Annotated in this window: 14 protein-coding genes; 8 read left to right on the top strand and 6 right to left on the bottom strand. The window is 47.1% G+C overall.

Features of this window, described 5'->3' with window-relative positions:
* Positions 1-285 precede the first annotated feature (285 nt).
* Positions 286-1,806 (top strand): leucine-rich repeat domain-containing protein, encoded by a 1,521-nt coding sequence (locus gpAD87_RS25065; protein WP_064641591.1) that lies wholly within the window; start codon positions 286-288, stop codon positions 1,804-1,806.
* A gap of 176 nt (positions 1,807-1,982) precedes the next feature.
* Here gpAD87_RS25065 and gpAD87_RS25060 read toward each other — a convergent pair whose 3' ends face one another.
* Positions 1,983-2,897: an AraC family transcriptional regulator gene (locus gpAD87_RS25060; protein ID WP_064641589.1), complete on the bottom strand. Its 915-nt coding sequence runs from the start codon at positions 2,895-2,897 to the stop codon at positions 1,983-1,985.
* Between the two features lie 119 nt (positions 2,898-3,016).
* Here gpAD87_RS25060 and gpAD87_RS25055 point away from each other — a divergent pair, with 119 nt between their 5' ends.
* Positions 3,017-4,354, top strand: coding sequence for a glycoside hydrolase family 30 protein (locus tag gpAD87_RS25055; protein WP_064641587.1), 1,338 nt, complete (start codon positions 3,017-3,019; stop codon positions 4,352-4,354).
* 120 nt (positions 4,355-4,474) lie between these two features.
* Here the strand turns inward: gpAD87_RS25055 and gpAD87_RS25050 are convergent, their stop codons facing one another.
* The gene (locus gpAD87_RS25050) at positions 4,475-5,437 is read right to left on the bottom strand and encodes an endo-1,4-beta-xylanase (RefSeq protein WP_064641585.1); all 963 of its coding nucleotides are present in this window, start codon (positions 5,435-5,437) and stop codon (positions 4,475-4,477) included.
* Positions 5,438-5,755: 318 nt separating this feature from the next.
* Here gpAD87_RS25050 and gpAD87_RS25045 point away from each other — a divergent pair, with 318 nt between their 5' ends.
* Positions 5,756-6,946, top strand: a complete 1,191-nt coding sequence (locus gpAD87_RS25045; RefSeq protein ID WP_064641583.1) for an MFS transporter — start codon at positions 5,756-5,758, stop codon at positions 6,944-6,946.
* Positions 6,947-6,962: 16 nt separating this feature from the next.
* Here gpAD87_RS25045 and gpAD87_RS25040 read toward each other — a convergent pair whose 3' ends face one another.
* Complete coding sequence (locus gpAD87_RS25040; RefSeq protein ID WP_064641581.1) at positions 6,963-8,618, bottom strand: helix-turn-helix domain-containing protein; 1,656 nt, start codon at positions 8,616-8,618, stop codon at positions 6,963-6,965.
* 165 nt (positions 8,619-8,783) lie between these two features.
* Here gpAD87_RS25040 and gpAD87_RS25035 point away from each other — a divergent pair, with 165 nt between their 5' ends.
* The 3 genes from gpAD87_RS25035 to gpAD87_RS25025 all read left to right on the top strand — a co-directional run bounded on the left by gpAD87_RS25035 (position 8,784) and on the right by gpAD87_RS25025 (position 13,301).
* On the top strand, positions 8,784-9,758 hold the full coding sequence (locus gpAD87_RS25035; protein WP_064641579.1) for an ABC transporter substrate-binding protein: 975 nt from the start codon (positions 8,784-8,786) through the stop codon (positions 9,756-9,758).
* A gap of 34 nt (positions 9,759-9,792) precedes the next feature.
* Entirely contained in the window at positions 9,793-10,836 is a 1,044-nt protein-coding gene (locus gpAD87_RS25030; protein WP_064641577.1) for an NAD(P)/FAD-dependent oxidoreductase, read from the top strand.
* A gap of 179 nt (positions 10,837-11,015) precedes the next feature.
* Positions 11,016-13,301: a 5'-nucleotidase C-terminal domain-containing protein gene (locus gpAD87_RS25025; RefSeq protein ID WP_064641575.1), complete on the top strand. Its 2,286-nt coding sequence runs from the start codon at positions 11,016-11,018 to the stop codon at positions 13,299-13,301.
* 118 nt (positions 13,302-13,419) lie between these two features.
* Here gpAD87_RS25025 and gpAD87_RS25020 read toward each other — a convergent pair whose 3' ends face one another.
* From gpAD87_RS25020 to gpAD87_RS32655, 3 genes are all read right to left on the bottom strand, one after another.
* Complete coding sequence (locus gpAD87_RS25020) at positions 13,420-14,112, bottom strand: hypothetical protein (protein WP_064641573.1); 693 nt, start codon at positions 14,110-14,112, stop codon at positions 13,420-13,422.
* A 36-nt stretch (positions 14,113-14,148) separates the two neighbouring features.
* Positions 14,149-15,087 (bottom strand): macrolide 2'-phosphotransferase, encoded by a 939-nt coding sequence (locus gpAD87_RS25015; RefSeq protein WP_064641571.1) that lies wholly within the window; start codon positions 15,085-15,087, stop codon positions 14,149-14,151.
* Positions 15,088-15,212: 125 nt separating this feature from the next.
* Positions 15,213-15,353 carry a hypothetical protein gene (locus tag gpAD87_RS32655; RefSeq protein ID WP_157258564.1) on the bottom strand — a complete coding sequence of 47 codons (141 nt, stop codon included), beginning with the start codon at positions 15,351-15,353 and terminating at the stop codon, positions 15,213-15,215.
* A gap of 426 nt (positions 15,354-15,779) precedes the next feature.
* Between gpAD87_RS32655 and gpAD87_RS25010 the strand changes: the two genes are divergently transcribed.
* Together gpAD87_RS25010 and gpAD87_RS25005 are read left to right on the top strand one after the other, a co-directional pair.
* On the top strand, positions 15,780-17,225 hold the full coding sequence (locus gpAD87_RS25010) for a DEAD/DEAH box helicase (RefSeq protein ID WP_064641569.1): 1,446 nt from the start codon (positions 15,780-15,782) through the stop codon (positions 17,223-17,225).
* A gap of 287 nt (positions 17,226-17,512) precedes the next feature.
* Entirely contained in the window at positions 17,513-19,330 is a 1,818-nt protein-coding gene (locus gpAD87_RS25005) for an AbfB domain-containing protein (RefSeq protein ID WP_231952892.1), read from the top strand.
* Positions 19,331-19,346: the final 16 nt, after the last annotated feature.

Genomic DNA, 19,346 nt, shown 5'->3' with positions numbered 1-19,346 from the left:
TAGATGTGTTTTTATTCGTGCCTGCATAAGTTAAACTGATCCATTTACACTTACCACTCCGATGGCAGAACAACCTTCCGATCACTGTTATCCCCGGATTTCTTTGATTCCCTTTTTCTAAAGGGAGAAATCCCGTGATAAAGGTGACCGCTTCGCTTCTTCAGGTTTTTTCTGCCCTCTCCGTTATCGTGTAAATATTGTTTTCACCTTATATATCATCGAAAAAAATCAATCTGTTCGGAGTATTTTATAATCTCAAAATCGGAATCGGAGGGAATTCATGCAATGAGAAGAATGACTCTACTATTTCTAGTCTTCATCCTGAGTCTTGGGGCGGCTGGGCAAGCGATGGCCTATACTACGGCAGACTTGGGCGAAGGAATTATCAAAGATCCTGCACTGGAGAACGGACTGAAGCTGATCCTGAACAAACCGGTAGATGCCCCTCTAACCTCATCCGATCTGGAGCAGCTGAACGTGGTGGATCTGAGCAATGCAGGCATTCAAAGCCTGTCCGGTCTGGAATACGCCACGCATCTGACTCACCTCCGGTTATATGGCAATGAGATTGAAGACCTAACACCGCTGGCGCATCTGACTCGGCTTCGCGAGGTTGACGTTCGCAATAATTACATTACATCGATTGATGCACTGGCTGATTTGAAAGACCTGGGACGGCTGTATATCAGCAACAATTCCATTTCTTCCTTAGAAGTTGTACGTGGATTCACCCGATTACATACGTTTCACGCCAGCGGTAACCAGATTACTAGTCTCTCCGCACTGGCGGATGCAGATGATCTTCAATGGCTTGAAATCTCGAATAATGCGATAACGGACCTGACACCACTGGCGGATAAAAGAAAACTGAAACAGCTCAATGTGGCCAACAACCACATTCATACACTGGATGTACTGGCTGATCTGCCGAATACACTTCAGAAGCTGAATGTGGCAGGCAACGAGATTTCCGATCTGATGCCCTTGAAGCATATGACACGCCTGCAGGCGCTAGACTTCTCCGGGAATCAGGTTCAGCATCTGGCACCCTTGGAAGACCTGGTAGGGTTGAAAGAACTGAATGCGGAGTCCAATCAGATCTATGATCTGGAGCCATTACGCCAGCTGTCCAAGCTGGAAGTACTGAAACTGTCCAATAACCGGGTGTGGGATCTGACACCGATTGCCGGTTTTACTTTTACAAGAAACAGCTCTGCAAATACTAATACGATAACGGATATCTCGGCTTCCACTTCCTTATCGTCCGGTACGCAGACCTCGGTCTCTGAACCGGAACCTGCCGGACTTACGGTGCAAAATAATTATCTGGATGTTGCGAGCGGCAGTGACACGATGCGCCTGCTAAACCAGATGAATGTGCGGGAGCAGAAGCGTACTCCACAGGGTAATTTCCAGCGGCTTATTGAAGGCTCTACCACAGCCTATGTCGGGGATCGTGCTTACGCACTGGAGGCTGCACCTTTTATCGATGAGGGACGGACCTATGTACCGCTCCGTTTTGTCTCCGAGCAGTTGAATGCCAGCGTGAACTGGAATCCGGATACACAGGAGGTTCAGATTGCGCAGAATGGTACAGTAGTTCGGTGGACCGTGGGCAACAAACAGGTGATTGTAGACGATACACTTGCGATAAACGATGCACCCCTGTTGATGAAGGATGGAAAGGCGTTTGTCCCGGTACGTTTTATTTCGGAGCAATTCAATACGACGGTTGCGTATATCGGAAGCAGCAAAACGATTCTGATCTTCGAAAACAAAGCGCAGGACGAGAATGTACAACCTTAAATTAAGCAAAGCATAATCAAGTACCAGGCACTTATCTCAACTTATCTCAATGCACAATTTCGAATTCATATACCCTCCATGTAGATTGTTACATGCACAGCGAAGTCCCCGTCTGAACATCAGCGGGGATTTTTGATGAGGATTAGGCTGGATACGAGCACGCGGGATTCGAATGTTTAATCGAAAAAACGGATGCTGCCCAGAGTCTGTCTGTATTCACTGGGACTCATGCCAGTCCATCTTCTGAACTGCCGACTGAAGTGCGCAAGACTGGAATATCCAAGCATGGTAGCAACCCGAGTGAGGTTAAGATCAGGCTGGTGTATCAGCTGCTTGGCCTCGTGAAGCTTCAGTTCGGACAAATATCTGCGCGGGGAGATGCCGTATACTTTCTGAAACGTCTCCAGTGCATATCCAGGGCTGATTTGAAGCGAGGCCGCAATCTCTTCCATCCGAATCTCCTTATCCACCAGCCCTTCCCGCTGGATATTCCCGACATTGAACCGACTTTTGATTGCCTCGGCAATCAGTGTTGCATAGTGAGCTACAGTAGGCGATACGCCTTCTTGGGATCGAGAGGAGCTTTGCTCTGCCAATATCGCCAGAATCTCCAGCAAACCAGCCTGCATACGGAACAGATCCGATGTTGTATATTCTTCTTTGTGCTGAAGCAGATCCACCCATTTCATCATGACTTTCGTTAATCGCTGGTTATCCTCGCCGCCACATGGGAACAACATCTGCATATGTCGACTCATCTCCTGGCGAAACAGAACCTCATCTACATTGAAATGGGCAATAAAGTAAGTTAACCCCTGCTCCTGATTGCATTCATTGGTATGTTTGCATCCAGGCGGGATAAGCAATATATCTCCTGCTTGGAGATCATAGCGGATATTCTCCAGTATCGTCGTCTGCGATCCTTCCAGAATTAGTATCAATTCAAAGGCCAAATGCGATTCCAGCGGCACTTGCCAGCCCTGCTTTACCTTCTGCATGTGAGCACCGAACAGCTTGACGTTCCAGTCCGTCGCAGGCAGCCATCGGCTCTCCGGAGATAGATAAGAACGGTATGGTTCAGGAATGATCATGCATTTCACCACCTTGGATTAGGGCAAATTTTACGCGGTTCAGCGTATCTTCTTTTGCAATGGGACTTGATATACTGACTGTACATCATACCTGAGATTCAAGCGAGGAGGAAATTCCGATGTCCCTGACATTACATGGTTATTCCACTACACCAGATCATGCGTGGAAAGAGATCTCTTATACATCTACAAATGAAAACGCAAATTTAAAACTCACAGGTGAACAGCATCAGCTTGTAGAAGGATTTGGCGGTTGCTTTAATGAGCTTGGTTATATTGCCCTGTCCCACTTGAATGAGGAGCAGCGTCATGACGTATTTCATTCCCTCTTCCACCCGGAAGGTGAACATAAATTCAACATCTGTCGCCTGCCCATTGGCGCGAGTGATTATGCAGAGCAATGGTATAGTCACAATGAGGTGGACGGCGATGTGGCCATGGAACATTTTACGATCGAACGTGATTTCAAATATCTGATTCCATACATCAAAGAGGCCCTGAGCTATAATCCGAATCTGCAATTCTTCGCCTCGCCGTGGAGCCCGCCCACCTGGATGAAATCACCGAAAGCCTATAACTACGGCACGCTACGCTGGGAGAAAGATATCCTGGAAGCTTATGCGCTGTATTTCGTCAAATTCGTACAGGCGTACAAGGACGCTGGCATCACCATCCATCAGGTCCATGTACAAAACGAAGTCATCGCGGACCAGAAATTCCCTTCCTGCATATGGACAGGCGAGCAGCTGCGCGAGTTTATCGCCGATTACCTGGGTCCTGCTTTTGACCAGCACGGTCTGGATACGGAAATCTGGCTGGGAACGATCAACGCACCTGATCCATGGGAAGAATTGATCAAGAAGAGAACAAATGATTTTGACGAATATGCCGGACTGGTGCTTAGTGATCCCAAAGCGTACGCCTATATCAAGGGAGTTGGTTATCAGTGGGCTGGCAAAAATGCCATCCAACGTACAGCCGCGAGCTACCCGGAGCTTCGTTACATGCAGACCGAGAATGAGTGCGGTGATGGCAACAATTCGTGGAACTACGCCAAGTATGTATTTAACCTGTACCAGCACTATTTCAGCAATGGAGTGAATGCGTACATTTACTGGAACATGGTTCTGGAGCCGAAAGGCCGTAGCACATGGGGATGGGAGCAGAATTCCATGATTACGGTAGACCCGGATACCAAGGAAATCATTCGGAATCCCGAGTATTATGTGATGAAACATTTTGCTCATGATGTCGTGCCTGGTGCGCGAAGAGTAGGAATGTCTGGAGCCTGGAGTGGCAAAGCCGTAGCTTTCCGCAACCCGGACAACAGTCTCGTCATTGTCATCAACAATCCATTCAAGGACAGCCGGGACCTGCATCTGGCATATGAAGGGCAGACACTCCGGTTCGAGCTGGAGGCTGATTCCTTCAACAGTATTATTATTTCCCAATCCTAATACCCATTCAAACCACGAAATAGCGTCATGTCCCCCTACTTGATGTGGGGGATATGACGCTATATTCTTGTGCAAAGTTATGGAAAGGAATGACTCTGTAAATGATTTTGCCTACCTCGCTTAAGGATTGTTCGCAAGATAATTTCTCAGCCATTGCAGCGCTGGACGCTCTGTACCATTGGTATTCACCAAATGGGAACCGTTCACCCAAGTCTGACCTTGATTAAAGCCCCACAACGTCACACCTTTAACGGCCGAATGCTGCCAGAGCACAGGGAATTTCTGCTGGTAGCGCTGCAGCTGTGTGTTATCATCGCCGGTTATATCCAGTTCGGATACATAGATCGGCAATCCGGTTGCCGCAAGTTTGTTCAATACGGTGTTCATTGTACTGACAGATACGTTATCCATATTAAAGTAATGGCACTGGATACCGATGCCATCAATCAGACCTCTGCTCTTCAAGATATTGATGATCTGAACGTATTGATCAGCTGCATTCGGATCGCCAATAATCCCATATTCGTTCAGCAGGAGTTTGGCGTTCGGGAAAGCTTGTCTTGCTTGCTCAAAAGACCAAATAACCCAGTCCCACCCTGTCGCTCCATCCCCACCTATGGCGTTACGATAGGAAGGTTTGGCATGTAATGGTTCGTTAACTACATCGACAAACGCGGATTTGGAATATCTCTGACCTGCTGCCTTGATCCACTGGATTACTTCAGCTTTCTGATCTGCAGCGGAAAGTCCACTAATCCAACCTGGCTCCTGACTCCCCCAGACAAGCGTGTGAAACTTGAACGGAAATCCATTGTTGTTGGCATAATTGTAGGAAATATCTGCCTGAGACCAGTTCATATTGTTACGCGTGGCTTCGACTGCGCCCCATTTCGTTGAATTCTCCGGCGTTACCTGATTCCAATAGGGACTGAAATTGGAGGGAACACTGCTCGCAATGATATTACCCAAAAACTTGCTTCCTTTGGCCAAACCTGCACTCACACTGCCTACGGCTACAGATGTGGCAAGCACACCCACTAATGCCAAAGCACCCACATTCTTAAACCATTTGGACTTGAACATGATCTTCCTCCTTTGAATTTTAGTATTCGATTCGATAGTAATCGCTTACAAATTTCATTTTACTGGATATATTTGTAATTATCCATGTAGAAAGTATAGCTTGTCCCTCGAAAAGTATAGATGTTGGGCACTAACCTGATGACTTAACCAAATGACTTACACTTTATTATATTTACAAATCTATAAATATAGATATAATGTAATTCTGAGAACTTATTATATCGGCCATATATTTTTATATAGGTGAGGAGGCATTTTTTAGTTTAATATATCTATTTTTCTGTATATATAAATATATTTGGAGGTCTAGACTTTAACATGAAATCGAAATCACAACAGGTTAATCCGTTACTCATCCTCATTCTGGCGCTCGGTGTATTCGCCATCATTACTACAGAAGTCGGCATTATCGGAGTACTGCCCCTGATCACGCAGAAATTCAACATCACCGCTGCACAGGCCGGATGGCTGGTAAGTATTTTCGCTCTCGTCGTTGCAGTGTCTGGCCCTTTCCTGACTTTGCTCGTATCTGGTATCAATCGTAAAACCATTTTGTTAACTGCCGTGCTATTGTTCGCCATTTCCAACGTAGTATATGCCTACACAACCCGATTCGACATGATGCTAATCTTTCGGATTATCCCGGCCATTTTCCATCCAGTCTTCTTCTCCGTTGCTCTCGTCACGGGTGCCAAGCTGGTCCCACCGGAAAAAAGCAGTCAGGCCGTTGCCAAAGTCTTTACCGGAATCACTGCCGGCTTTGCATTTGGCGTGCCCCTAACTTCCTATCTTGCGGAACGATTCTCGTTGGAGGCTGCGTTTTGGTTCGGAGCGGTTGTCAGTATCATTGCTTTCATCGGTATATGGATATGGTTGCCCTCGATGCCTGTGCAAGAGAAGATGTCTTATGGCAAACAGATCGGCATTTTGCGTAAACCTGCGCTGTGGCTAAATATTGCTACTGTCATTTTTATTTTTGCAGCGATGTTCTCCGTATATAGTTATTTCGCCGAATATCTGGGGCAAGTCACCCAAATGGGCGGTTCATGGATTAGTGTGATGCTCTTGGCCTTTGGTGTTATTATGATTGCCGGAAATTTGGTATTCGGACAGCTTCTGCATCGGAATATTCCGAGAACCGTTCTCCTCTTCCCGGTGCTATACATGGCGGCTTATTTATTCGTTTTCTATGCAGGTTCCTATTTCATTCCGATGATTATCATGGTGTTCGTCTGGGGTGCGATTCACTCTGGCGGTCTGATTGTCAGCCAAACTTGGCTTACGACGGAGTCTCAGGAAGCACCTGAATTCGGAAATAGCCTCTTTGTCTCTTTCTCTAATCTGGGAATTACCCTCGGTACCTCCATTGGTGGCTGGTTCATTGCCCAACTTGGAATCCATCAGGTCATCTGGAGTGGAATTATCTTTGGTCTGCTTGCTTTAGTATCCATCGTTGTCAAAATAAAATTTTCCACCTCTCGTAGTCGTAGTTCAATTGAAACGGTATAAGAGTTAAGTGATCCGATCAGGAATGGAGCATTTTACGTTCAAGTATTAACTTCATCTGGGCATCCAGTTGGTAAGGCATAGATATGGGATCGGTAACTGCGAATTCCGTATACTCCGTCATATACACCTGGTTTTGCCTCACTGCAGGCATTTCCTGCCACCAGATGCTGCTCGACATATGTTGATACCGCTCCGAATCCAGTACCGTCAGGAACAAGTGGTCTCCTACATAGGATGCAACTTGCTCCTCTGAGATCATGAGATAAGCCTGACGGTCAATTAATTCCTTCTGTATACGTTCAGGTGCCTGGAGTCCAAGGCCATCATACAGATTGTAGGCTCCTCTGCACCAGTAATTCCCGAACACATAGATTGAGTCATCGCGTATTTCCATCACAGAGAACGTATCCGTACTCTGAATCATACCTTTCAACCGCGATCTCAGGCGCTGTGCCTTGCGCTCATATTGCTTCATTACCTTCTCCGCTTCAAACCCCTTACCAAAGACCTCACCAAGTTTCTGTAACAATACGAATGGCTTGTCGTCGTTCTGTGAAAAAATATATGTCGGCGCTATTGGCGACAACGTATCGTACTCCTCCTGATTTCCAACCAGAATCATCTCTGGCTGCAAATAGGAAATTTCCTGCGGGTCCAGCGGTACGCTGTTGACCTTATGGAAACTCGTACTCAACTTGCTTAGGTAATGCTCATTGGCTAGATTTTTGGCTACCGCTGCTGGGCGGATCCCAAGGGCAAGCAAATGACCGAGGCAACTCATCACACAGATGTTAGATGAACTTTTCCGATGGTTAAGAATGAACTGGCCCGGCGAGATTCCTTCCATCTGTTTAAATCGACGATTGAAATAGTATTCATCCCGATATCCCACCATAGCGGCCACCTCCTTCATACGCTCCCCGCGTAATAGCAGTTGTTTGGCATGTTCCATCCGCAGAGTTGTCATATAATCCGACAGATTCGTTCCTGTCAGCTGCCTGAACCAATGGGTAAACCTCCGCTTGCTAATCCTGGCCTGATCTGCCAACTCATCCACGGTAATTTCCTCGTTGTAGCGGCCTTTTAGCTGCGTAATGATCTCGGATATGTTCGCTCTTGTATGCTCACTGGAGACTTCTCCTTCGTGCTCAGGGGTATCTTTCAGTACCATGCTCATCAATCTCTGAAACTGGGTGTGAATGCCGACTCGTTGTTTGCGATCCTGCGCCATACGGCGGTTTTCAATGGCCCGGATTCGCTGCACTATGGATCGAAATCCGGCCGTATCCGTTTCGCGGGTCTCTATAAGGGAAGGGGACATTTGGCGCTCAGGATCATGCAATGTAAATGCGATTAACCACACGGATAACAACGCCTCTTCATTCATCCGAATCTCTACAGTGTGTCCCGCATTGATGACCAGGGGCACCCCATATTGCAGTTCATTTATCTTACCATCGCAAATGAGCAGACCTTCCCCCTCCTCGACCACAATCATGAGGTCGGTGGTTAGCGTTTGTCGTGGAATGCCATCTTTATGCGATAGATGTTGTAGAGCCAACCCGTGAAGTTCGTAATAAATGTCGGGAACAACGTACCGGGTTTTGAGATGAGTCAGATCCACAGCTAGCTCTCCTTTTTTCTGATAACCATTATCAATTAGAGTCATCATAACCCAACTCTTCCTTGGTTATCAATGACCGAAACATGCCCACAACCAGCCTATTAATGCAAAAAAAACGTCCTATTATTCCATTGAATGCACCCTTGAACCGCATTACACTTGGTTTATTGATAATGATTATCAGTAAATGTTTAACCATACAGGGGGATATTCATGATACACAAAATGTCGAGATTCACCACGTTGCTCACCTTATGTTTGATTGTATTGGTTGCAACAGCTTGCGGTATAACAGCCGATACAACAAGCAATACAGCACAGACCACCAGCCAAACTGAGGAAAAAGGAACCCAAATGGCGACTGATGCCTATGGTAACCAGGTGGAGATTCCCATAGCGCCCAAACGTATCGTATATACAGACAACACCGTTGGGGATCTATTAATTTTTGGTATCAAGCCTGTAGGTGTGGTACAGCAAGGTCTGCAATACGCGACGTATAAAGACGAACTGAAAGATGTTGCAGATATCGGCTGGCCGCCAAGTCCGGAGAAGATTGTGGAACTTCAGCCCGATCTGATTATTACATCAACTCCTGACCAAAAGCAGAATGAGACACTCTCCAAGATCGCTCCGGTTATCCTGACCAATGAATGGGACCCTATGCCTGATCGGATCAAGCGACTGGGCGAATGGCTCGGCAACAAGCAACTGCCTGAAGAATTTCTCGCACGTCATGAAGCTGAGATTGTGAAGATGTGGACCGCATTGCAGCAGGATGGCACCATTCAGAAGGACGAGACGGCATCCGTATTTCAATACATGATTGGCCAGAAAAGATTGAGTGTGTACACGACCAGTTACCTGACCGGTTTTGTCTATAACAAGGATGGATTCAAGCCAACCACAGCGATTCAGAAAATGATTGATAACCCGGATGACTATGGCTATGCCGATATTTCCACCGAACAGCTGCCCGAAATTGCCGGAGACCGGATTTTCATTGTGTATTACAGTGACGAAGAATTGAAGGAAGTTGAGAACATGACCAAGGGTCCCGTATGGAGCCAACTACCCGCTATCAAAGAAGGTAAAGTATATTTCGTGAATGGTGGGCTAGGTATATCAACAGATCCGCTGGCGAGGGAAGAACTGATCAAACAACTTCCTGTGATGCTCAAAAAATAAAGGGTTTCTGCCCAACGAATCATGGAGGTTAGCGATGAAAGATTCACTTGAACGATATGATGTGACCATCATCGGCGGAGGACCCGCCGGGTTATACACGGCTTTTTATAGCGGAATGAGAGAACTGAAGACCAAGGTCATAGAAGCACAGGATGAACTGGGCGGAAGAGTCCTGACCTATCCTGAGAAAATGATATGGGATGTTGGGGCCATGCCCCCAATTCGTGGGGAACAACTCATTGCCCAGTTGATTGGACAAGCCCACACATTTGATCCGACGATTGTGCTCGGCCAGCGGATTGTCGGCATGGAGCGTCAGGAAGATGGAACCATCCTGCTCACCGCTGATCACGGTCAGCAACATCTGACCAGGACCGTTATTCTGGCCATTGGCTATGGCGAGCGCCAGAACGTCAAGCTTGAGATTGAAGGAGCAGATCGCTTCGAGGTGACCAACCTGCACTACACGGTTCAGGAGTTAGAACGATTCCGGGATCAGCGGGTACTAATTTCGGGTGGAGGAGATTCCGCTGTGGACTGGGCCAATGAGTTGCAGTCCATTGCCAGCAGCGTAACGATCGTTCATCGCCGGGATCATTTTGGCGGTCTGGAGCGAAGTGTTACGATGATGAAGAACTCCTCCGTCCAGGTTCGGACACCCTATACCATTGAAGCGCTCCACAGCAGCGACGGGACACAAATTGATCGTGTATCCCTCCTCCATACTGAGACGTCAGAGCGAGAGCAGTTGGAGGTTGATGCGGTCATCGTCAATCACGGCATGAAGTGCAATTATGGTTCCATCCGGAATTGGGGTCTGGATCTCGGTGAGTGGAACCTGGAGGTGGGAGCCGAGATGACGACCAACGTTCCCGGTGTATTCGCTGCAGGCGATTTTGTAGCCTATGATAGTAAAGTTGAATTACTGGCAGGCACTTTTACCAGCGGTATTCTCGCACTAAACAGTGCTAAGCGATATATACAACCAGATGCTTCACTAATGGCATATGTATCTTCACACAATGAGCTGTTCAAAGAGAAAAACCGGGCTTTGGGTATGGTTGAGGAAGAAGTTTAAACATATAGAGATACGCGTAGAGACCACTCTGATCACTCCCTATGGAATTTCCATGGAATGATCCAGAGTGGTCTCTTTTATTTGTCATTTTGTGGTTTACATTTACCAAATGTTTATCTAGTATTAACTCCAATAACACATATCTTTACATAACACTAGATAACAAGGGAGATTACAACATGCGCAAATTTTCGCCGAAACGTTACGCCGGATGGCCCTTATCATTCCTCTTATGTGCCTCCATCCTCTTCGCACCTTTTGCCTCCACTCCGGCTCAGGCTGCTGAAGCAGACAAGGAAACCAAGATTACGTTGCTGGGAACATCAGACATTCATGGCCGATTTATGCCGTGGGACTATGCCCTGGACGGTCCGAATCCGACAGGCAGCATGACGCAGTTGTACACGATTGTAAAAAAAGTACGTGCTGAGAATCCGAATACGATTCTGCTGGATGCAGGCGACATGATTCAGGACAACTCGGCTGAACTGTTCAACGATCAACCTCAATCTCCCATGATGGTCGCAATGAACGAAATGAAATATGACGCATGGGTTATGGGAAATCATGAATTTAACTTTGGATTGGACGTATTAGAGAAGATTTCCTCACAGTTCAAGGGACAACCCTTGGTAGGTAACATTTTCAAAGAAAACGGCGACCGCTACATGCCTGCTTATACGATTATTGAGAAAGACGGTATCAAGGTTGGTGTCATCGGAATGAACACACCTATGATTACGGAGTTCGAGAAAGGTACGGATCACCTGGACGGCATCATTGTCAAAGATCCTGTAGAAGAGACCAAGAAGGCCATCGCTGAGCTGAAAGGCAAAGTGGATGTCATGGTTGGACTCATGCATATGGGACTGGATAACGAGAACGGGAACCCGGGCACCGGGGTCACGGATATCGCCAATGCCAACCCGGAGCTGGCTGCCATTTTTGCCGGACACATGCATACCCTGATTGAATCCCAAACGGTTAACGGCGTATTAATCTCCGAGCCGAACAAATATGGTTCACATATTTCACGGATTGACCTCACGTTTGCCAAAGAAGGCGACAAGGTTGTACTGAAAAGCAAGGAAGCTCAAGCACTCGCTGTAAAAGCAGCTGATGGCTCTTATGAAGTGTCCGATCCCGGACTGGAAGATACACTGCATCCGTTCCATGAGTTCGCTCGTGCCGATGCCAACATTGAAGTAGCTGAACTAAAAGGAACCAACCTGGTGCCAGCAGATGAAATCAAAGGTATTCCTGCTGTGCAAATTCAGGAGACACCACTCTCAGACTTCTTCACTGAAGTCATGATGCATTACAGCGATGCCGATGTTGTTGCACATCAGATCGATAACGATAAGGCCAAGTTGGATGTCGGACCGATCAAGAAAAAGGATATCGCGTTCAACTACCAATATACCTTTGGTGAAGTAACGGTATATGAAGTGACCGGACGTGATCTGAAGGATTACATGGAATGGTCTGCGGGTTATTTTAACTCCACACGTCCTGGTGATGTGACGATCAGTTTTGATCCGAAACGACGTGCTTCCAAATACAGCACCGACGATTTCTTCGGTGGAGTGACGTATGAGATTGACCTGACCAAGCCCTACGGCAGTCGGATTACGAACCTAAAATACAGTAATGGCAAAGTGGTTAAAGAAGACGATACGCTCAAGCTCGGCATGAATGCCTACCGGATGGAAGCCCTGATTGCCAAAGGTGGGGCACTGGAAGGACGTAAGTTCAAGCAGTTATGGTCCTCCAAGGATGCTTCAGCATTTGGCGAGATTCAAGGTACGATCCGTAACCTGTCCATTGCTTATCTCAAAGACGTGATGAAGGGCGTTTACGAACCGAAAATCCAGCACAACTGGAAAATCACCGGTGTTGATCTGACAGCACCTGCACGTGCAGATATCGTAGAGCTAATTAATGATGACATCATGTCTGTTCCTACAACGGAAGATGGCAAGTATACCAATATTGCGTCCATTAACATTTTGGATACGGTGACTGAAGAAGAAATGACCGCACTTGCCTCCAAAGCGAACGTAGGTATCGCGAAATTCTCTGGCGTGAAAACCAAAGGTGAGTTCTATCAGGAGCTGAATAAGGCTCGTAAGGCGTCCACAGGCAGTGGTGAGGAAGAGACTACTACACCTGAGAAGCCGACGACACCAACAGTACCGAAACCAGACACATCGAAACCTGGAAAACCATCGACATCACCAGGTACAAGTAAACCGGGTACAGTCGTTAAAGGTATACAAGCCAAGGTTACTGCGGCCTACCTGAACATGCGCTCCAGCGCTTCATCCAAAGCCAAAGTAGTTACTGCCGTACCGAAAGGCACCGTCCTTGAAGTAATCAGTACAGATAAGTATGGCTGGGTCAAAGTGAAACTGGATGGACGCGTAGCTTATGTCTACGGAAAATACGTAACTATGCTGAAATAGATTGCCAGTTGACGACTTTAGGTAATTAATCTATTCATAAGAAAGACCTCCTCCACAATGCATGTGGAAGAGGTCTTTTACTTTTTTTGGATTTTAGAGCCATATGTTACGTGTTCACCTACTCCTGCGCCAAGCTTCGCACCTTTTTCACAAACTGCTTCAGCCTGATTCCATTCGTTTGTTTGGTGAATTCAAGCGCCTCGTTGGAGAACCCCTCATAGGCAGAAAGGACATAATCCCCATCGACGATATAGTACATACCATAACGAGAGAAGAAATAACCTCCATGTTGCTCGGACCCTACTCCCTTTTTGATCGCTGTAACTATTCTCTGACCAGGCATAAGTTTAGGCTCAAGCGCTGCAAACGCTGCGTTATAGAACAGTAATGTTTCCTTGGCTACATCTCCTCCTGTAATCACTTCGTGCACCTTTACTTTGTAAGAGACGAACTCAGCTTCGTAGGGAGTCATTCCCGTATTCTCCTGCTTTTCTGCCATTTTGCGTTCAGGTGTATCTGATTCAGTGGTCAACACCATACTGAAATTCGGCAGGACGTTCACAACCTCTGCCACAACAACTGCATCTGAGAAGTCCATGATTTCTCTAAAGGTCACTTTTTTCATCCATGGAGTCACGAGAGACTGTGGCGATAATGGGTAGTCCTCCCTCAGTTCCTGTAACCGTTCTGGGGAGAGAACATCTAAAAAATCTGATTCATCATCCGAGTTAGAAAAAGGGGCCGAGCAACCCAATAGAGCGAGTGTTAACGTGATTGCAAACAACCAACACACTACACGAAGTTGTATCACGCACCCTTCTCCTCCTTAGCGTTTACTCGCCTTGTATTAATCCCGCTTGACGTCCCAGCTTGCAAGCATACCTCTCGCCATTTCCATATTCGACTCTTCTCCAGTGATTAACGCAAACTGTGCAACGATTGCCGGGTATGCCGCCCACTGCTCCCGAATATGCTCCAGCATCCGAGGCCACACCCTTCCACCTGCCTTCTCATAGCGATTGAGCAAATCCCGCAAGCCTTCCTCTTCGAAGAGTGCATAATAGATGACAAAATCCTTACCCGGGTCGGCAATCTCCGCCTCAGTCCAATCAATAAGTCCAGTAACACGCTGGGCATCGTCGACGATAATGTGCGGTGGGTGCAGATCACCGTGGTTGAACGTGGAGTGCTCAGGCCAATAGCTGTCCGTTGTCAGCCAAGCTTCCCAACGCTTGGCCAGTTGATCTGGCACCTCAAAGCTTTGTTTAATCCCCTCAATATTGGCTGCAAAAGCTTTACGAGCTTCTGTAGGCGTCTTGCTGCGCACTCCGCCCTTTACCGCCTCATCAAGATCAATGTTGTGCAATGCGGCAAGGGTAGCAGCGAGCGAATCGAAGAAATCATCGGATAAGCTTTCCTGTGGAAATCGCCATGCGTACCCTCCCCCTGCCGGATCGACGACCGCAATCGGATCTCCATCAAGTAAAGGATAAGCGATCAGTTCCGGCGCACAAATCCGCCACTCCGGTACCTCTACCGGAAGATGGCTTTTTACAACCTCTAGCACCTTGCGCTCATTTTCAGCCCGCTCCCATACATCCTCACGCCGTGGCTGGCGCAGTATCCACTGTTGTCCCTGTCCATCGGTGGCAAACGCTACCCGAAAGTCCATACCTGACTCGTTAATTTTCATGGATTCCTCAGCAATATGAAGCCCGTTCTGTGCAGCTAAAGATTTTAGTTCCTTTGGAAATTCCAACTGCTCATTCACGTTCGATTTTGTCATTTCAGGATTTCCCCTTTACCTCAATAAAATAAAAAACACAGACATCCATGCCTGTGCAGTTCATTTTCGGATATTGGGTGTACCTGAATGCTCGCAGAAAAATAGTAGTACACTAAAGAACTACTCTAAACGAGCGTTTCTTTAATGACTAGCGGCATACGTGTAAATAGGCAAACCGATCCCGATGAGCTGCACACAGGCAGAAACACAGCAAGCGCAAACAAACGTTTCGCCATACTATCTCCATCGGATAAAATTTGCCACACGTATCCCTCCGTTCCGTAAGTTACCCATATGTTAACATATTCCATTTTTCGATTCTAGCTTAAATGGTGGTTTTTTGTTATTTTTTCAGCGATGTGTAGGAACTTTGTTGACTCAGAAACCGTAACTGTCCCTTTGGATGGAGCCTTCTTCCGAGGAATCCTACAGCCCCGAACGTGCCGTAGAATTATGGGACTGGAGTTCAGAAAGAGTTGGTTTGCATCATACGATTTAAACATCATTGTGAATTACTCCGTTAACCCACCTGCATATAGAGTATAATGAAGAGGTATACGATAAATGTACGGTGCAATGCTTGTATATAAGCATATTGCATAATTCGATTCCAAACGCTCCCGTGTACAAGTCGCTTTAAGGAATTATGCAATATGCTCTTGTATTCAAAACTAACGTAAAAGAGGTTAACGATGAGTAAGCAACAATTTAAAGATTATGGACTTGGCGAAGAAATCGTAAAAGCGCTGAATAGCCTGGGCTATGAAACCCCAACTGAGGTTCAAACCAAAGTTATTCCAGTAGCCCTTGAAAATAAAGATCTTGTGGTCAAATCCCAAACAGGCAGCGGGAAAACAGCCGCCTACGGCATTCCAGTCTGTGAGCTGGTAGATTGGAACGAAAATAAACCGCAGGCTTTGATTCTCACGCCAACCCGCGAGCTGGCTTTGCAAGTGAACGAAGACATTACCAATATCGGACGCTTTAAGCGTATTAAAGCAACCGCACTATACGGTCAGTCTCCTTTCCATGTTCAAAAAGCTGAATTAAAACAAAGAACACATGTCGCTGTAGGTACACCTGGACGGGTATTGGACCATATCGAACGTGGCACCCTGCCGCTGGATCGGATCTCATACCTTGTCATTGACGAGGCGGATGAGATGCTGAATATGGGCTTCATCGAGACGGTTCAATCCATTATTCAAGCACTGCCTAGTGAGCGAGTGACGATGTTATTTTCCGCGACGTTCCCTGAAGATGTAGCCAAGCTGTCACGCAAATACATGAACAATCCGGTCGAAATTGAGATCAAGGCAAGTGGTCTTACCACAGCCACGATTGAACATGCCGTGATTCACGTGCCAGAGGTGAACAAAACGGCGCTGCTTCAGGACCTGTTTATTGTTGAAAACCCAGATAGTTGTATCGTGTTCTGTCGTACGCAGGAGAACGTGGATAAACTGTTCCGTGTCATGGCTGACCTCGATTATCCAGCGGATCGCATCCACGGAGGCATGGAACAAGATGAGCGCATCGAAGTAATGAATGCATTCAGAAGAGGACAATTCCGTTATCTGATTGCAACGGATGTAGCCGCACGCGGGATTGATATCACGAATATTACCCATGTCATCAACTACGATATTCCTTTGGAAAAAGAAGGATATGTACACCGTACAGGCCGTACGGGTCGCGCAGGGAAAACAGGTAAAGCCTTTACTTTGGTTACCCCGAAGGATGGCAGACGTCTAGCCGAGATCGAATCGTATATCGGATTTGCCATTCCTGTCGTGAAAGCTCCTTCCGAGGACGCTGTGGACCGTCGTCGGGAAGAGTTCGAGAAGCGTTTGAAGATCGTACCTGAACGCAAAAAGGACAAGCGTGAACAGTTGAACCAACAGATCATGAAGCTGAACTTCAACGGAGGCAAGAAAAAGAAACTCCGTGCGGTAGACTTCGTGGGCACCATCGCCAAGATTGAAGGCGTCACTGCAGACGACATCGGGATTATTACCATTCTGGATAATGTAACCGATGTGGAAATTTTGAACGGCAAAGGCCCACTCGTGCTTGAGGTTATGCAGAATACAACGATCAAAAAGATGCAGCTCAAGGTTCGCAAAGGTCATAAATAGATTTTGAATCTGTTTAAATAGAGTGTTATTCAAAAAGGGATAGTAGCTTATTTTATAAGTCTACGATCCCTTTTTTATATATTGAATGAGGTAAATCACTCGCTATCGCCGCTATATTCAGGATAAAGTTCCATTTGTTCATCAGGGTACACATTGTTCACTTGTACAAGATTCCATTTTTATTACACTAAATATGTAAACGCTTCACAAAGGACCGATATTAGGAGGTGTACGTAATGGGCAACAGGAAAGCAGTCTGGTTTCTGGTCTTCGCGCTCACGCTAACCATGTTTGGTGTTCTTCCAGAACGGACCAGCGCGACAAGCGTGACCATCACCAACGGTTCCGATTGGCTGGATACTGCAGGTAACCCCATTCAGGCCAATAGCGGAAACATTCTGAAAGTCGGCAGCACGTATTATTGGTACGGAGAGCATGCGGTCAGCGGTAAGTTTGACAGCGTTAATGTCTATACTTCAACCGATCTGAAGAACTGGACGTTTAGCAATGCCATACTTACCAAGGATTCGGCCACTGAGCTGGCCTCCAGCAAAATTGAACGTCCCAAAGTCATCTACAATGCCTCCACGAAGCAGTATGTGCTATGGGCGCATTACGAGAACGGTACTGATTACAATCTGGGGCGGGTTGCGGTAGCGACCACCAGTACACCGAACGGAAAATTCACGTATGAGGGAAGTTTTCGGCCTTTGGATTACGAGTCACGCGACATGACTGTTTTCGTAGATACAGACGGTACAGGCTATCTGATCACAGCATCCCGCAAGAATGGCGGAGCCAATGATACCATGGCTATTTTCAAAATGAACGCCAGCTATACCGGTGTGGACTCCTTTGTCGGTTGGCAATTCGAGAACGCATACCGTGAAGCACCTGCCGTTGTGAAAAAGGGCACTCGATACTACCTCTTCACCTCCCAGGCTGCTGGCTGGTATCCGAATCAGGGCGCGTATGCAACCGCATCGTCCATGACAGGCACGTGGTCCGCTCTTACACCTTATGGCAATCCATCGGCCTTCGGCTCCCAGATCCATGATATTGCCACCATTACAGGCAGCAACACCACATCCTATATTTATATGGGCGACCGCTGGAATCCACTCAACCTCGGTGAACATAAACATATCTGGCTTCCTTTAACCTTGAATGATTCAAACGGAACCGCCTCTCTGGAATGGTACAAAGAGTGGAATATCGATGCTGTAACAGGCACGGTAACGCCACCTTCTCTTGTTAATCACGCCCAAGGCAAAACAGCTACCGCCATCTCCACAGCCTCCGGCTCATCTGCATCCAATGTCAACGACGGCAATTATCAGACTTCTTGGGCAGCATCGTCCAATACCTGGCCAGCATGGTGGCAGGTCGATTTCGGTGCACCGAAGACCCTCACGGAGATCGATATCTCCTGGTTTATGTATAAAGGATCGGAAGGCTATTATAAGTACAAAATTGAGATCAGCAACGATGGCGTCAACTACTCTTCGCTGGATCGAACCATCAATACCACCTATGGGTTTACGACCGACGCTGTTCATTTTACCGCCCGGTATGTACGTATCAATATGGTCAACGCTGTCCTGTGGAACAATCCGGGTAACTGGTACACCCCAACCCTTCACGAGGTCAAAATGTTAGGCCCAGCAACACCTGATGCGACGAATTACAGCCGTTTCAGCTCCTTCAATTATCCGGATCGGTACATCCGTCATTCCAACTTCACTGCACGGATCGACACCAACGTCTCACCTGTACTGGATTCCCAGTTCCGCGTCGTACCCGGCTTGGCCAGCTCTACAGGCATCTCACTGGAGTCTATCAACTTTCCTGGCTACTTCCTGAAGCGCAACGCCAGCAACAAAATCGTACTTGAGGCATACACGGATACCGCCACCTATAAAGGAGATGCCACATTCCTGAGCAGCCCCGGCTGGGCTGACAGCTCCAAAGTATCCCTCCAGTCGTATAGCCAGCCCGGATATTACATCCGACATTACGACTACGTATTGCAGCTGGACGCCATCAATGCCTCCAGCAGCGCAACGGTGAAGGGTGACGCCACGTTTGGGCGAGCTGATTTTTAGTTTAGAAATTGGAGAT

The sequence above is a fragment of the Paenibacillus sp. AD87 genome (assembly GCF_001659845.1).
Lineage (GTDB): Bacteria > Bacillota > Bacilli > Paenibacillales > Paenibacillaceae > Paenibacillus > Paenibacillus marchantiae.
Note: the sequence above shows the minus strand (reverse complement) of the source record. Positions and strands in the feature narration are given on the sequence as shown.

Excerpts from the sequence above, each read along its gene's own strand:
- gpAD87_RS25065 (WP_064641591.1), top strand. The coding sequence starts at position 286 with ATGAGAAGAATGACTCTACTATTTCTAGTCTTCATCCTGAGTCTTGGG.
- gpAD87_RS25060 (WP_064641589.1), bottom strand. The coding sequence starts at position 2,897 with ATGATCATTCCTGAACCATACCGTTCTTATCTATCTCCGGAGAGCCGA.
- gpAD87_RS25055 (WP_064641587.1), top strand. The coding sequence starts at position 3,017 with ATGTCCCTGACATTACATGGTTATTCCACTACACCAGATCATGCGTGG.
- gpAD87_RS25050 (WP_064641585.1), bottom strand. The coding sequence starts at position 5,437 with ATGTTCAAGTCCAAATGGTTTAAGAATGTGGGTGCTTTGGCATTAGTG.
- gpAD87_RS25045 (WP_064641583.1), top strand. The coding sequence starts at position 5,756 with ATGAAATCGAAATCACAACAGGTTAATCCGTTACTCATCCTCATTCTG.
- gpAD87_RS25040 (WP_064641581.1), bottom strand. The coding sequence starts at position 8,618 with ATGATGACTCTAATTGATAATGGTTATCAGAAAAAAGGAGAGCTAGCT.
- gpAD87_RS25035 (WP_064641579.1), top strand. The coding sequence starts at position 8,784 with ATGATACACAAAATGTCGAGATTCACCACGTTGCTCACCTTATGTTTG.
- gpAD87_RS25030 (WP_064641577.1), top strand. The coding sequence starts at position 9,793 with ATGAAAGATTCACTTGAACGATATGATGTGACCATCATCGGCGGAGGA.
- gpAD87_RS25025 (WP_064641575.1), top strand. The coding sequence starts at position 11,016 with ATGCGCAAATTTTCGCCGAAACGTTACGCCGGATGGCCCTTATCATTC.
- gpAD87_RS25015 (WP_064641571.1), bottom strand. The coding sequence starts at position 15,087 with ATGACAAAATCGAACGTGAATGAGCAGTTGGAATTTCCAAAGGAACTA.
- gpAD87_RS25010 (WP_064641569.1), top strand. The coding sequence starts at position 15,780 with ATGAGTAAGCAACAATTTAAAGATTATGGACTTGGCGAAGAAATCGTA.
- gpAD87_RS25005 (WP_231952892.1), top strand. The coding sequence starts at position 17,513 with ATGTTTGGTGTTCTTCCAGAACGGACCAGCGCGACAAGCGTGACCATC.